The sequence below is a fragment of the Amycolatopsis halotolerans genome (genome assembly GCF_042647905.1).
Taxonomy (GTDB): domain Bacteria; phylum Actinomycetota; class Actinomycetes; order Mycobacteriales; family Pseudonocardiaceae; genus Amycolatopsis; species Amycolatopsis halotolerans.
The window spans coordinates 73,285-87,506 of sequence record NZ_JBHRWI010000079.1; the positions used below are offsets into that span (position 1 = coordinate 73,285).

Here is a 14,222-nt window from a genome sequence, read left to right on the forward strand (position 1 = left end):
GTGAGGGTCAAGTCTGGTGGACAGCGCGGTCCGGCGCGAGTACGAACAAAGCATGGCTCTGCGCACGCCGATCCGCGCCCGTTCCGCTCTCCCTCCTGGTCCCCGGCTGCCGATGGCGGTCCAAACCGTCCTTTTCGGCGCTTTCCGCAACTCCCTGCTGCCTCTGCTGCGACGCCGCTACGGAAACGTCGTGCGGCTTCGGCTGTACCCGGAGCGTTCGGTGGTGCTGGTCGGGGATCTCGACCTGGTCCGCGAAATCTTCGCCGGTCCGGTCGACACGTTCCACGCCGGCGAAGGGAACATGGTCCTCAAACCCATGCTGGGCGCGCATTCGGTGCTGCTCACCGACGAGGAGGAGCACCGCCGGGCGCGGAAACTGCTGATGCCCGCGTTCAACGGGGCCGCGATGCGCGGGTATCGCGACATGGTCACCGAGCTGACGGTCGCGGAGCTGGAGCGGTGGCCCCAGGGCCGGGCGTTCCGGGTGCACGACCGGATGCGGGCGCTGACGCTGGAAGTGATTCTGCGGGTCGTTTTCGGGGTGACGGACGGGCCGCGGCTGGCGGAACTGCGGGTCGCGCTGGAGCAGGTCATCGACATCAGCGCGCTGGATCTTTTCGGCTGGCACAGCCCGGCGCTGCAGAAGTTCGGGCCGTGGCGGCGGAATCTCGAGCGGCAGCAGCGGGTCGACCAGCTGCTGTACGCGGAGATCGCCGAGCGGCGGGCGGCACCGGATCTGGCCGAGCGGACCGACGTGCTGTCCCGCTTGCTGGCTGTGCCCGGCGAGGATCAGCTCAGCGACCTCGAACTGCGCGACCAGCTGATCACCTTGCTGCTGGCCGGACACGAGACCACGGCGACCGCGCTGGCCTGGGCGTTGCACGAGCTTGCCCGGGATCCGGCGACCGCCGCCGAGACCGCCCGCGCCGCTGACGAGGGCGACGAGAAGTACCTGGAAGCGGTGGCCAAGGAAGCGATGCGGCTGCGGCCGATCATCTCCGAGGTGTCGCGGAAGCTCACGAAGGATGTGCAGGTCGGCCCGTACACGGTTCCGGCCGGGCACATGGTGCTGCCCTCGATTTCGCTGATTCACGCGGACCCGGCGCACCATCCGTCGCCGGAGGCGTTCGATCCGACGCGATTCCTCGGCAGCGGCCCGCCCTCGGGCAGCTGGTTCCCGTTCGGCGGCGGCGCGCGGCGCTGTCTCGGAGCGGGATTCTCGTTGCTGGAGGCCACGATTGTGCTGCGGGAACTGTTCACGCGGTACCGGGTCAGCGCGCCCAGCCCGCGGCCGGAGCGAGTGATGACCCGCCACATCACGCTCGTGCCCGGCGCCGGCGCGCGGATCCTGGTGCACCGCCGCTGACGTCCGTGAGGGGAACCCTGAGGGACTCTGATTCCCCTAGGGTTCCCCTCACGGACTTTTGGCCGAGTGGTCAGCGGCGGCGGGTGCGCAGGTAGTCGCCCACTACTGCCGCGCCCAGGCCGTCCAGGTCCGGGGCGATTACCCGGCCGCCGGAGCGCCGGGCGATGGTGTCCACGAACGCTTCCAGGCGCGGGTCGTCGCCCAGGCGGAAGACGGTGACCGACGCGCCCAGCTTCGCGATTCTGTCCACTTCGGACAGTGTCTTGTAGATGGTCGCCGGTTCCGGCGGGTAGGAGAATTCCGCTTCGCCGTCCGGTTCCAGGTGGGCGGTGGGCTCGCCGTCGGTGACCATGAGGACAACCGGCTGGGCGTCCGGATGACGGCGCAGGTGGCGTCCGGCCAGCAGCAGCGCGTGGTGGGCGTTAGTGCCCTGTTCCCAGGTGCCTTCCAGACCGACCAGTTCAGGCAGCTCCACGGGCATCGCGTAGCGGCCGAAGGTGATCAGCTGCAGGGCGTCGTTGCGGAATCTGGTGCTGATCAACTGGTGCAGGGCCAGCGCGGTGCGCTTCATCGGCAGCCAGCGGCCCTCTTGGATCATGGACCACGACGTGTCGACCAGCAGCGCTACCGCGGCTCGCGAGCGATGTTCGGTCTCGATGACCTCGACATCCTCGACGTCGAGACGCACGCTCCCCGCTCCGACCGCGGTGGAACGCAGGACCGCGTTGCGCACGGTCCGCGGAACGTCCCACGGTTGCATGTCACCGAACCGCCAGGGACGGCTCGAACCGGTCGGTTCGCCTGCCGCGCCAGCGGATTCGGTCTCCCGCTCGCCCGTTTTGCCGCGCAGCGAATTGACCACATCGGACAGTGCGGTCTCGCCCAAGCGCCGCAATGCCTTGGGAGACAACCGCAAGGTGCCGTCCGCGGCGCGTTCGAACAGGCCTTGCTGACGCAGTTCTCGTTCCAGTTCGGACAGACGGCGAGCGTCGACGCCCGCGTCCGGGCCGAGTTGGCGCTCCAGCGCCTCCAGGTCGATGTCCTCCAGGCGGGCGCCTGGATACGACTGGCCCAGCTGCTCGGCGAGGGCGTCCAGCTCCGCCAGGTCGGCCATCGCCTGTGCGCCTTCGCCCAGTCCCAGCGGGTCTTGGCCGCGGAAGCGCGAGGACGACGTCCAGTCCTCCCCTGGCCGCAACGCACGCAACTGGGAGTCCAAAGCGGACAGTTGCTGCGCCAGCCTCGGGTCGCCGAAGGCTTGCTGCGACAGCTCGGCCAGCTCGGCCCGTTGTTCCTCCGACATCGAGTTCAACATCCGCTGCGCGGCGGCGGAACGAGCGGCGAGGACGTCGATCAGCTCTTCGACGTTCTGCGGGTTCTCCGGGAAGAACTCGCCGTGCCGCCGCATGAACTCGTCGAAGCGTTCGCCGATGTCGCTCGCGCCCTGGGCGTGCGCGGACAGCAGCGCGTTGAGGTCGCCGAGCATCTGGTTGATCCGCTCGACGTCCTCGGGCTCGGCGTTCTGCATCGCCTGCTTCATGCCCTGGAACCGCGCGTCCAGCAGCTCGCGGCCGAGGAGGTCGCGGATCTGCTCGTACTTCTGCCGTGCTTCGGCCGAGCGCCAGTCGTACTCGTTCAGTTCGCGGACGGCCGCCGCGGTGCCTGGCGACAGCGCGTCCAGCTGGGCTTCGCGGAAGCGGGCCTCGTCGTCGGGGTCCGGGAACAGCTCCCGACGCTCGGCTTGGAGTGCGTCCTGCAGCAGCTGCTGGACTTCCTGCAGCGTGCCGTCCAGCCGGTGCCGCCGCTGGATTTGCGAGCGGCGCTGCCACAGCTGGCGCGTCAGTTCGTCAAGACCGGCCGTGCGTTCGGTGCCGCGGCGCAGCAGTTCCTCCAGCGCCGAGCGCGGCGACGAACCGCCCATGACCTCGCGGCCGATCTCGTCCAGTGCGTCCCGCAGGTCCGCGGGCGGGGCCAGCGGGTCCGGCCCGTCGTGCCACGGGCCGTAGGCATATCCCTCCGGTAAGAGCGGCATTATTCGCCGTACACCGTCGTGCCGTCGTCGGAGTCCTTCGCCAGCCTGCGGGCGAGGAACAGCGACTCCAGGGCCAGTTCGACCGCCGCCGCGATCCGGCCCGCCGGCTCGTCCGCGGCCACTCCGGCCCGCTGCGCGACCTCGTGCAGCACCGGCAGTTCCGGCAGCGCCGCCAGCACTTCCGCGCCGGGGACGCGTTCACCGGTGGCGACCAGGTGACCGTCCGCGACCGCGTCGGACAGCGGGCGCAGGTCCAGCCCGGCGAACCGTTCGCGGGCGGTTTCCGCGATCGCGCGGCGCATCAGGTGCACGAGGTGCTCGACCTCGCGGCCCTCCTCGCCGGGCTCGAACTCGACCTTGCCGCGCAGCACGGCGGGCACGGCTTCGAGATCGACCGGCCGCGCGACCGCCGGGTCCTCCCCCGTCACCGCGGCCCGGCGCAACGCGGCCGCCGCGACGGTTTCCGCCGCCGCCACCGCGAACCGGGCCGAGACGCCGGAACGCTGGTCGATGACCGGCGACTCGCGCAGGTTGCGCACGAACCGGGCCAGCACCTCCAGCAGCGGCTCGCCGACCTCCGCGACGAGGTTCGCTTCCTGGCGCACGACGGCGACCTCGGACTCGACGTCGAGCGGGTAGTGCGTGCGGATTTCCGCGCCGAAGCGGTCCTTCAGCGGCGTGATGATGCGGCCGCGGTTGGTGTAGTCCTCGGGGTTGGCGGTCGCGACGAGGAGGACGTCCAGCGGCAGCCGCAGCGTGTAGCCGCGGACCTGGATGTCGCGTTCCTCCATGACGTTCAGCAGCGCGACCTGGATCCGCTCGGCGAGGTCGGGCAGCTCGTTGATCGCCACGATGCCGCGGTGCGCGCGCGGCACGAGTCCGAAGTGGATGGTCTCCGGGTCGCCGAGGCTGCGGCCTTCGGCCACCTTCACCGGGTCGACGTCGCCGATCAGGTCGCCCACGCTCGTGTCCGGCGTGGCCAGCTTTTCGGTGTAGCGCTCGCTGCGATGGCGCCAGGCCACCGGCAGGTCGTCGCCGAGCTCGGCGGCACGGCGGATCGAGGCGGGCGTGATCGGGTCGAGCGGGTGTTCGCCCAGCTCGGAGCCCTCGATGACCGGGGTCCACTCGTCGAGCAGGCCGGCGAGGGTGCGCAGCAGGCGGGTCTTGCCCTGGCCGCGTTCGCCGAGCAGGACGACGTCGTGGCCGGCGAGCAGGGCGCGTTCGAGCTGGGGCAGCACGGTGCGGGAGAAGCCGACGATGCCGGGCCAGGCGTCGCGGCCCTCGCGCAGCGCGGCGAGCAGGTTGTCGTGGATCTCGCGCGCGATCGGGCGCGGGGCGTATCCGGCGGCGCGAAGCTCGCCGGCAGTACGGGGAAGAGCGTCGGGAACAGCGTTCACCCCTTCGACGCTACTGACCGTTCCGGCATCCGTCGATGTGGAGCGGCTCCAGCCGGGCGGGGATCGGCGGAGCCGGGAGGAACCGGTAAAATCAGCAGTCGTGTGCCGACCCAGTGCGACCCTCGCCGTCTGGTCCTCCGCGTGGCTGAACGGGGCCGCGGCGTCCGACGACGTCCTCGATGCCCTGCAGGACTGGGCCGAGGCCCACGACGTCGTCGCGGCGGATCCCGCCGCCGCCGACGCGTTCGATCTTCCGCTCGCGTTCCATCGGGCGGCCACTCCGGTGCAGCTGCTGCTCGCGTTGCGGGCGCAGGGCGCCGGGAGTGTCCAGCTCGTCCTGCCCGTTCCCGGCGACGTGCGCGGGTTGGGCGGGGGCGGGCCGTTCGCTGACGCCGCGTTGCGTTGCGGCGAGGCGGTCGTGTTGAGCGGGCTGGCGTTCGGGCTGGTGCCGGAGCCGATCGCCGAAGGGCTGATGCGGTGGACGGTGTATTCGCTCGCCGCGCCGGTTTCGCTGGAGTATCAGCCGTTGGCGGACGCTGAGCATGGGTTGACGGACGCGATCCGGGCCAGTGCCGGGGCGTTGCAGGCGTTGGATGTGGCCAGTGATCGGCCTGGGGTTCGGGCGGAGTTGTCCGCGCATTTGCGGGCCCGGCCGCAGGTTGAGTGGCCTGCGGGGACGCCCGGGCGGGCGTTGCGGGTGTTGCAGCGGGCTGAGGAGATTTCGGCGATTTTGGCTGTGGCTCAGGCGGATGATCCCGGTGGGGCGTTGTCGGCTTCTGCGGTGAATCGGCGGGCTGAGGCGTTGCGGCCGTTGGTTGAGGCTGTTCGGGGGGCTCGGACGGCTTCGGTTAATGAGGCTGTTCGGGTGTTTGCTGAGCAGGGGGATCGGCAGGCTTGAATTTCCGGCTCGTCGCCTGGCGGCGACGTTGCGCCGCCTTGGTTGCGTGGGGCACCCCGAAGCTTGATTGTGACGACGGCGCGGGGGTGCTTGTCAAGGCGGGAAAGATGCCTTGACAAGCACCCCCGAACCGCAGAGAAGGCTTCGTATCGGGGTTGGGGTAGGGCCGGGTGCCTCGATGGTTGTGTGCAGCGGCGGCGGTTTAGCGGTGGGGCTCGCGCCCCAATGTGGCATTGGGTGCGTCAGACGCACCGAACGCCACATTGGGTGCATGCGATGCACCCAATGCCACATTGGGTGCATCCCGCTGGACGGGCGGGGCTGGTCCGTGAAGGGGTCGTTCACGGACTTGCGCGGGTCGTGAGGGGAACCCTGAGGGACTCAGAGTCCCTCAGGGTGGCCCTCACGGAACGTCGTCAGCGGGTAGGGCGGCGAGGGGGTTCGCAGCAGGCGACGGCGCAGGGGGCGCCGTTGACGGTGCAGCCGGCGACGGGGAAAGGCGAGAGTTTCCGCGCGGGGGCATCGGCAAGGTGTTCGCGGATCAGTTCGACCACCATTTCCGCGAACCTCGGGTCCGAGTCCGGCGTCGCGGCGCGGGCGAAGGCCATGCCGTGTTCGGCGGCTCGGTCCGCGGCTTCGTTGTCCAGGTCCCAGATCACCTCGAGGTGGTCCGCGACGAAGCCGATCGGGCTGACCACTACGGAGTCCACGCCTTGGGCGTGCAGGGCGTCGATGTGGTCGACGATGTCCGGTTCCAGCCACGGGATCTGCGGCGGGCCGGACCTCGACTGCCAGACCACGTCGTACTCGGCGATTCCGGCTTCGACGGCCACGAGACGGGCGGCTTCGGCGATCTGGTTCGAGTAGCGGCGGCCGCCCTCGGAAGGCGGGCCGGAGGCTAGATCGGCGCTTTCCGGGATCGAGTGGGCGGTGAAAACCGTGCGCGCGCCGGGGCGGTCGCCGAGTTTCGCGTGGGCCGCGCGGACCGCGTCGGCGATCGTGGCGATGAACAGCGGGTGGTCGAAGAACTGGCGCAGCTTGACCAATTCCGGCGCGTCATCGCCGACGGCGGCGCGGGCTCGTTCGATGTCCTCGTCGTACTGGCGGCACGCGGAGTAGCCGCCGTACGCGCTCGTCGGGAACACCAACGCGCGGCGAACGCCCGCGTCCTTCATCCCGGCCAGGGTGTCTTCGACCATCGGCGTCCAGTTGCGGTTGCCGAAGTGCACCGGAAGTTCGATGTTCTCGGCCGCCAACTGCTTCTCGACCGCAGCGATCGCGGCCCGGTTGAGCCGGTTGATCGGCGAGACCCCGCCGAAGTGCTGGTAGTGCTCGGCGACCTCGAGCAACCGCTCCCGCGGCACGCCTCGGCCCCGGGTGACGTTCTCCAGGAACGGCATCACCTCGTCGGGCCCCTCCGGACCGCCGAACGAAAGCCATAGCAACGCGTCGTAACCCACGGTGCTCCATCCTGCCCCTGTGGCGCTCCGCACGCCTCAGCGCCCCAGTTGTGTACTGAACTATCCAAAATGTGTTAGCGTGGTTGCATGCCGAGGCCACGCGAGTTCGACGAAACCGAAGCACTCGAAGGCGCCATGAACGCCTTCTGGGCGCGCGGATACGAATCCACGTCGACCGAAGAACTGTGCGCCGCCACCGGCCTAGGACGCAGCAGCATCTACAACACGTTCTCCAGCAAGCACGAACTCTTCCGGCGCGTACTAGACCACTACTCGCACCGCGGCATCCGACTGCGGGAAACCCTGCTGGACAACGCTCCCGACGGACTAGGCGCGATCCGCCTGCTCCTCGCCTCGACAATCGACGACGAACTGGAAAACGGCAGACGCGGCTGCCTGATGGTGAACGCCATCGCCGAATTCGGCACCACCGACCCAGAAGTCGCCGCACAGGTGAACGCGGACACCGAAGCACACCTGTCGGCGCTGACGCACTTCGCCCGCACCGGCCAAGCAGACGGCAGCATCACCCGCGACCGCGACGCCACCGAAATCGCGAACTTCATCCACGCCACCATCTCCGGAATCCGCACCATGTCCCGCCGCGGAGCCGAACAAAAAGCACTGACGTCAGTAGCAGAACTAGCGACCAGCGCAGTCTCCCGCCGCTAACCCCGCCGCCCGCAGCCGGAATACGCCCCAATGCGGCATCCGGTGCATCCCACGCACCCAACGCCGCATTGGGTGCATCCCACGCACCCAATGCGGCATCCGGTGCGCCAGACGCACCCAATGCCACATTGGGGCGCTAGCCCCCACCCACGAAACCGCACCGACGCACCCAACGATCGAGGCACCCAGCCCCACCCCCGCACCCCGATACGAAGCGTCCCTGCGGCCTGAAGGTGCTTGTCAAGGCATCTTTCCCGCCTTGACAAGCACCTTCAGGCCGTCAGCACAATCAAGCTTCGGGGTGCCCCACGCAACCACCACGGCAATGTCGCCGCCAGGCGACGAGTCGCCCCCCGCCCCTAACCCCACCCTAATTTTGTACTGTCAGTTTCAGAAAGAGAGACCCCCGTGCCCGCAGCCGTCTTCGTACTCGGGCTCAGCATCTTCGCGCTGGGCACCTCCGAGTTCATGATCACCGGCCTCCTCCCCGGAATGGCCGCCGACCTCGGCGTAACCATCCCGGACGCAGGCCTGCTGATCTCCGCCTTCGCCGTAGGCATGGTAATCGGCGCCCCGCTGCTGGCAGTCGGCACAATCCGCCTCCCCCGCCGAACCACCCTCCTCGGCCTGCTCGTCGTATTCAGCGCCTCCCACGTCATAGGCGCGATCTCCGACGGCTACGCCATCCTCTTCGCCACCCGCATCATCAGCGCGATAGCCTGCGCCGGATTCTGGGCCGTAGCCGCCGCGACCACCGTCAACCTCGTGCCAGAAGCCCGCCGTGGACAAGCGCTGGCAGTACTGGTCGGCGGCCTAACAGTCGCCAACGTCGTCGGTGTCCCGGCGGGAACGCTGCTCGGGCAGCACGCAGGCTGGCGAAGCGCATTCTGGGCAGTAGCCGCACTAACCGTCATCGCAGCCATCGCCGTTCTGCTGTCGGTCCCGCGCACCACCAAGGAAACCGAAGCCCCGCGAATCGCCGAAGAACTCCGAGTATTCCGCCGCAGCCGCTTATGGCTGGCACTCGGCGTGATCGCACTCCTGCAGGCAATGGTCTTCGCGACGTTCAGCTACCTAGCTCCCCTGCTGGTCTCGGTCGCAGGACTCCCCGAATCCGCCGTGCCAGTGGTGCTGGCGCTGTTCGGCGGCGGCGCAGTAATCGGCATCTTCGCCGGCGGCAAACTCGCTGACACATATCCGTTCGCGACGCTTTACGGCAGCCTCGGCATCGCCGTAGCCGCTCTAGTCGCGCTCGCCTTCGCCACCAACGCCGTAGTCGCAGTAGCCGCCGTCTTAGTCCTCGGTGCGGCTGGGTTCGCGGCGAACCCGGCGCTCAACGTCCGCGCCTACGCCGCGGCAGGAGGAACCTCAACGCTCGTCGGCGCAAGCACGACATCCGCGTTCAATGGGGTTGTTTCATCGTGGTTTGTGCTGGTCAAGTTGTGTTGACTTGGTCTGATAACGCTCATCCCGGGCCTGAACGGGCCGCATCGCGGACGCTTTGCTCGTGTTGGGTCAGGACGAGCAAAGCCCGCAGCAAGGTCGTGGCATGGCGGGTGTCGAGGCGGAGTTTGTCGAGGATGTGCCAGTGCTTGAGGGCGGCGAAGCCGCCCTCCACCGCGCACCGCATAGCCGCGAACGCCGCGTTCGCCTGCTTCTGCGCCTTGCTCAACGGCCGCTTCGCCTCGGCCTTGTAGGGGGTCAGCACGATCTGCTCGCACCGTCCCCCGCAGTCCGGGCAGTCACGGCTGGTGCGGACGTCTTTGTGCCAGCCGTGGAAGCCTTTGTCCCCGGCCGGGGTCAGGTCGTGAGCGTGCAGGCGTTCCCGGATCCGCAGCCGGCGGGCGGCGGTGATGTCGGCGGTCTTGCCCGGCAACGCCGCCGACACCCACAACAGCCGGCCGTGTTCGTCGGTCAGGGCGAGCACGACCAGGCCGTGCTGTTTGTGTTTGCCGTTGTAGTTCGCGCGGTTCGCCCGGCCGGTGCGGCGGCGGGTCCGGATCAGGGTGCCGTCCACCAGCACCACCGCCCCGCCCCGGACGGCCTGGCGGCGCAAGACCCGGCCCAGCCGGGCGGCGCGGGCGGCCAGCAGGGCGACGGCTTCCAGCACCCACCGCCGCACCGTGGACGCGGACACGCCCATGCCGGCCCCGAGGGGGGCCAGGCGCGGGTCGTGGCGCAGCACGGCGAGCACGGCCAGGGCCTGCTCGGCCGGGGCGGCTTTGCGCCAGCGGGAACGCAGCCGACGGCGATGGGCGCGGATCAGCTCAGCCAGCATCTGCAGGGTCGATCGCGAGAGAGGAAGCGCGACCTGATAGGAAAAGGACTCGAAGCCCTCGGCGGGTTGTTGACTCACATCTCGATCTTGCCGAGGGCTTCACCCGTTCCCGGCCCCGCCACGCCGGTTCCGGCGCCGCTTCGTCGCCACCACAGGCAACCACCAGAACCCCAGCACCCTGACCAGCCACAACCACGATGAAACAACCCCAATGTGGGAAACACCGTCGGCCCGTGGCTGGGCGGAACGACGATCAGCGCCGGGCTCGGCTTCTCGAGCGTGGCATGGGTGAGCGTCGCACTCGGAGCGCTCGCGTTGGCGGCCCTGACGTTCGCACTGCGCCTCCACCGACGCGACACAACCCCGCAACTGGTCACCGCATAAAGAATGGCCCCGCGGGAACACTCCCGCGGGGCCATCCCACCGACAAGCTCAAATCCCGAGCGCGTGCACCCCGCCGTCGACCATGATCATCGAACCGGTGGTGGCGGGCAGCCAGTCGGACAGCACGGCGCAGACCGTCTTCGCGGTCGGCTCCGGGTCCGCAGAGTCCCAGCCGAGCGGCGCGCGGTCGCCCCATCCGGCCTCGAGCTCGCCGAAACCAGGAATGGACTTAGCGGCCATGGTCTTCATCGGACCAGCGCTGACCAGGTTGACCCGGATCCCCCGCGGGCCGAGTTCCTTGGCCAGGTACCGGTTCACCGACTCCAGCGCGGCCTTCGCGACGCCCATCCAGTTGTAAACCGGCCACGCGACACGCGCGTCGAAGTCCATGCCGACGATCGAGGCGCCGCTGCTGAGCAGCGGCAGCGTCGCGACGGCGAGGGACTTGAACGAGAACGCCGAGACGTCCACCGCGACCTTCACGTCGTCGCTGGGAGCGTCCAGGAACGGCGCGCCGAGGCAGCTCTGCGGCGCGAAGCCGATCGAGTGCAGGACGCCGTCGAGGCCGTCGACGTGCTCGCGGACGCGGTCGGCCAGCGAGTCGAGGTGCTCCTGGTTCGTGACGTCCAGCTCGAGCACCGGGGCGGGCTCGGGCAGCCGCTTGGCGATGCGCTCCACCAGCGACAGCCGTCCGAAGCCGGTGAGCACGACCTTCGCGCCCTCCTGCTGGGCGATGCGGGCCGCGTGGAACGCGAGCGAGGCGTCGGTGATGACGCCGGTGATCAGCAGCCGCTTGCCTTCGAGCAATCCGGGCAACACGTCCTCCAGGTCGTGGGTGTTCTTCTCGGGAAGGTCAGTGGCCGAGGCCGAGGCCGCCGTCGACGGGCAGCACCGCGCCGTTGACGTAGCCCGCCTCGTCCGAGGACAGGTACCGCACGGCGGCGGCGATCTCGGCCGGTTCGGCGTAGCGGCCGGACGGGACGCTGGCGAGGATCTCCTTGCGCCGGTCCTCGGGCAGCGCGTCGGTCATGTCGGTGTGCACGAAACCGGGCGCGACCACGTTCGCGGTGATGTTGCGCGAGCCCAGCTCCCGCGCGAGCGAACGCGCGAAGCCGACCAGACCCGCCTTCGAGGCCGCGTAGTTCGCCTGCCCGGCCGAGCCGGAAAGGCCCACCACGGACGAAATGAACACGAACCGGCCCCAGCGGGCGCGCAGCATGCCGCGCGAGGCCCGCTTCGCGACGCGGAACGCCCCGGTGAGGTTCGCGTTCAGCACGCGCTCGAACTGCTCCTCCGACATCCGCATGAGCAGGGTGTCGTCGGTGAGCCCGGCGTTGGACACGAGGACCTCGACCGGCCCCTGGTGCTCCTCCACGAGCTTGAACGCCGCGTCCACCTGCTCGGCGTCGGTGACGTCGGCCTGCACGCCGAAAAGCCCCTCCGGCGCGCCGGACCCGCGGTGCGTCACCGCGACCCGGTGGCCCTGCTCGGCGAGGTCCCGGGCGATCGCCAGCCCGATCCCTCGGTTGCCGCCGGTGACCAAGACCGACCGTCCCACTGCGTTCTCCTCGTCGTCTTCGCGATTGCGCCCGCCTGAGGCTATCGGCTGCGCTGACCGGCGGCGCACCCGGCACTCCCGTCCTAAGCGACGGTAAGGAACCGTGCCTCGACCTTGATGGTTACTCCCCGGTTGGTCACCGTGAGTCGCGACACAGGAGGTCAAGGATGACTACCCGGATCCAGGACGCCGGCTCGGCGCGGGACGAGCGGCGCGTGGTCGGCAACGTGCTGCGCGGCTCGATCGGAAACCTCGTCGAGTGGTACGACTGGTACGCCTATTCGGCGTTCACCGTCTACTTCGCGAAGGCGTTCTTCCCCGGCGGCGATGCCACGGCGCAGTTCCTCAACACCGCGGCGGTGTTCGCCGTCGGATTCCTCATGCGCCCGCTCGGGGGCTGGCTGCTCGGCCGGTTCGCCGACCGCTACGGGCGCCGGTCCGCGCTCGTGGCATCGGTTTCGATGATGGCCTGCGGTTCGCTGCTCATCGCGGTGACCCCGGCGTACTCGACGATCGGCATCGCGGCCCCGATCCTGCTGGTGTTCTCCCGGCTGCTGCAAGGGCTTTCGGTCGGCGGCGAGTACTCCACCTCGGCGACGTATCTGTCCGAAGTGGCCACTCCCGGCAAGCGCGGGTTCTACTCCAGCTTCCAGTACGTGACCCTCGTCGGCGGGCAGCTGCTCGCGCTCGGTCTGCAGCTGATCCTGCAGAGCGTGCTCACCGACAAGCAGATGGGCGACTGGGGCTGGCGGATCGCGTTCGTGGTCGGCGCGCTCGCGGCGGTGATCGTGATGGCGCTGCGGCGGTCGATGGACGAGTCCGAGAGCTATCAGCGGGTCAAGGAAAACACTGCGAACGCGGCAGGTAAAGACAACGAGCGCGGCACGCTGCGCCAGCTCGTGAAGTACCCGCGGGAGATCCTGCTCGTCGTCGGCCTGACGCTCGGCGGCACGGTCGCGTTCTACACCTACGCCACCTACACGCAGAAGTTCCTGGAGAACACCGCGCACATCCCGCGGCGCACGGTCACCGTGATCATGTTCCTCGCGCTGCTGGTCTTCGCGATCCTGCAGCCGCTCGCCGGGAAGCTGTCGGACAAGATCGGCCGCCGGAAGCTGCTGATGTTCTTCGGCATCGCGGGCACCCTGCTCACCGTGCCGATCATGACGCTGATGGCGCGCACCAGCCAGCCGTTCCTCGCGTTCCTGCTGCTGCTCGGCGCGCTGGTGATCGTGACCGGCTACACCTCGATCAACGCGATCGTGAAGGCCGAGCTGTTCCCGACGCGGATCCGCGCGATCGGCGTCGGCCTCCCGTACGCGCTCACTGTCGCGATCTTCGGCGGGACCGCCGAGCTGATCGCCCAGGCGCTGAAGAAGGCAGGTCACGAGTCGCTCTTCTTCTGGTACGTCGCGGGCTGCGTCCTCGTGTCGCTCGTCGTGTACGCGACAATGCGGGAAACTTCGCGTTCGTCCGCTCTCGAGCGCGGCGAGGACTGATCAGGAGGACGGCCGTGCGCGTGCTGCTCGTCGAGGACGACACCGGGGTCGCCCGGGCACTCGCCGAAACGCTGCACGCGCACGGCCACCCCGTCACCGCGGTCGGCCGCGGCTCGGACGCCCTCACCCGGCACCGGGACGCGGACCTGCTGCTGCTCGATCTCGGCCTGCCGGATCTCGACGGGCTGGACGTGCTCCGCAAGATCCGCCAGGTCTCGCCGGTGCCGGTGATCGTGCTGACCGCGCGCGCCGACGAGCGTTCCGTCGTCCGCGCGCTGCGCTTCGGCGCGGACGACTACCTGGCGAAACCGGTGCGGATGGCCGAATTGCTGGCTCGGATGGACGCCGTGGCGCGGCGGGCGAGCAACTCCTCCCCGGCCCCGAAAGACCCGGTCGTGCACATCGAGGACGTCGAAATCGACCTCGGCGCGCGCCGGGTCGTGGTCGACGGCCGGGACATCGGGCTCACCACGAAGGAATTCGCCGTACTCGCGGTGCTCGCCACGCGGCCCGGCACCGCGGTGAGCCGGCAGCAGCTGATGGACGAGGTGTGGGGCGACGCGTACCTCGCCGTCTCGCGCTCGCTCGACGTCCACATGACGCAGCTGCGCGCGAAGCTCGACCGGCCCGGTCTGCTCACTACGATCCGAGGTTTCGGCTACCGGCTCGGCCGGAGCTGAT

At 69.4% G+C, this 14,222-nt stretch carries 12 protein-coding genes; 6 read left to right on the top strand and 6 right to left on the bottom strand.

The annotated features are described in order from the left end of the window. Window positions 1-52 precede the first annotated feature (52 nt). Window positions 53-1,366, top strand: a complete 1,314-nt coding sequence (locus ACFORO_RS45495; RefSeq protein ID WP_377873595.1) for a cytochrome P450 — start codon at window positions 53-55, stop codon at window positions 1,364-1,366. Between the two features lie 70 nt (window positions 1,367-1,436). Here ACFORO_RS45495 and ACFORO_RS45500 read toward each other — a convergent pair whose 3' ends face one another. Further along, complete coding sequence (locus ACFORO_RS45500; protein ID WP_377873553.1) at window positions 1,437-3,395, bottom strand: hypothetical protein; 1,959 nt, start codon at window positions 3,393-3,395, stop codon at window positions 1,437-1,439. Beyond that, entirely contained in the window at window positions 3,395-4,792 is a 1,398-nt protein-coding gene (locus ACFORO_RS45505) for an ATP-binding protein (RefSeq protein ID WP_354741774.1), read from the bottom strand. The genes ACFORO_RS45500 and ACFORO_RS45505 overlap by 1 nt, the downstream gene beginning before the upstream one ends. 100 nt (window positions 4,793-4,892) lie before the next feature. Here ACFORO_RS45505 and ACFORO_RS45510 point away from each other — a divergent pair, with 100 nt between their 5' ends. Continuing rightward, complete coding sequence (locus ACFORO_RS45510) at window positions 4,893-5,690, top strand: hypothetical protein (protein WP_354741772.1); 798 nt, start codon at window positions 4,893-4,895, stop codon at window positions 5,688-5,690. A gap of 416 nt (window positions 5,691-6,106) precedes the next feature. On the opposite strand, the gene ACFORO_RS45515 is transcribed toward ACFORO_RS45510, so the two are convergent. Then, window positions 6,107-7,150, bottom strand: a complete 1,044-nt coding sequence (locus ACFORO_RS45515) for a ferrochelatase (protein ID WP_377873552.1) — start codon at window positions 7,148-7,150, stop codon at window positions 6,107-6,109. Between the two features lie 87 nt (window positions 7,151-7,237). Between ACFORO_RS45515 and ACFORO_RS45520 the strand changes: the two genes are divergently transcribed. Together ACFORO_RS45520 and ACFORO_RS45525 are read left to right on the top strand one after the other, a co-directional pair. After that, window positions 7,238-7,822, top strand: coding sequence for a TetR/AcrR family transcriptional regulator (locus ACFORO_RS45520; RefSeq protein ID WP_354741768.1), 585 nt, complete (start codon window positions 7,238-7,240; stop codon window positions 7,820-7,822). A gap of 408 nt (window positions 7,823-8,230) precedes the next feature. Further along, window positions 8,231-9,271 (top strand): Cmx/CmrA family chloramphenicol efflux MFS transporter, encoded by a 1,041-nt coding sequence (locus ACFORO_RS45525; protein ID WP_377873551.1) that lies wholly within the window; start codon window positions 8,231-8,233, stop codon window positions 9,269-9,271. A gap of 16 nt (window positions 9,272-9,287) precedes the next feature. Here the strand turns inward: ACFORO_RS45525 and ACFORO_RS45530 are convergent, their stop codons facing one another. From ACFORO_RS45530 to ACFORO_RS45540, 3 genes are all read right to left on the bottom strand, one after another. After that, window positions 9,288-10,178: a transposase family protein gene (locus tag ACFORO_RS45530; protein ID WP_377873550.1), complete on the bottom strand. Its 891-nt coding sequence runs from the start codon at window positions 10,176-10,178 to the stop codon at window positions 9,288-9,290. Window positions 10,179-10,532: 354 nt separating this feature from the next. Then, window positions 10,533-11,300 (bottom strand): enoyl-ACP reductase FabI, encoded by a 768-nt coding sequence (gene fabI, locus ACFORO_RS45535; RefSeq protein ID WP_344274082.1) that lies wholly within the window; start codon window positions 11,298-11,300, stop codon window positions 10,533-10,535. A gap of 37 nt (window positions 11,301-11,337) precedes the next feature. Continuing rightward, a complete protein-coding gene (locus tag ACFORO_RS45540) occupies window positions 11,338-12,042 on the bottom strand; it encodes a beta-ketoacyl-ACP reductase (RefSeq protein WP_354741764.1) in 705 nt (234 codons plus the stop codon). A gap of 167 nt (window positions 12,043-12,209) precedes the next feature. Here ACFORO_RS45540 and ACFORO_RS45545 point away from each other — a divergent pair, with 167 nt between their 5' ends. Both ACFORO_RS45545 and ACFORO_RS45550 read left to right on the top strand, forming a co-directional pair. After that, the gene (locus ACFORO_RS45545; protein ID WP_377873549.1) at window positions 12,210-13,541 is read left to right on the top strand and encodes an MFS transporter; all 1,332 of its coding nucleotides are present in this window, start codon (window positions 12,210-12,212) and stop codon (window positions 13,539-13,541) included. A gap of 14 nt (window positions 13,542-13,555) precedes the next feature. Then, on the top strand, window positions 13,556-14,221 hold the full coding sequence (locus ACFORO_RS45550; RefSeq protein ID WP_354741761.1) for a response regulator transcription factor: 666 nt from the start codon (window positions 13,556-13,558) through the stop codon (window positions 14,219-14,221). Window position 14,222 lies beyond the last annotated feature (1 nt).

Coding starts and splice junctions, on each gene's coding strand:
- ACFORO_RS45495 (WP_377873595.1), top strand. CDS start 53: ATGGCTCTGCGCACGCCGATCCGCGCCCGTTCCGCTCTCCCTCCTGGT.
- ACFORO_RS45500 (WP_377873553.1), bottom strand. CDS start 3,395: ATGCCGCTCTTACCGGAGGGATATGCCTACGGCCCGTGGCACGACGGG.
- ACFORO_RS45520 (WP_354741768.1), top strand. CDS start 7,238: ATGCCGAGGCCACGCGAGTTCGACGAAACCGAAGCACTCGAAGGCGCC.
- ACFORO_RS45545 (WP_377873549.1), top strand. CDS start 12,210: ATGACTACCCGGATCCAGGACGCCGGCTCGGCGCGGGACGAGCGGCGC.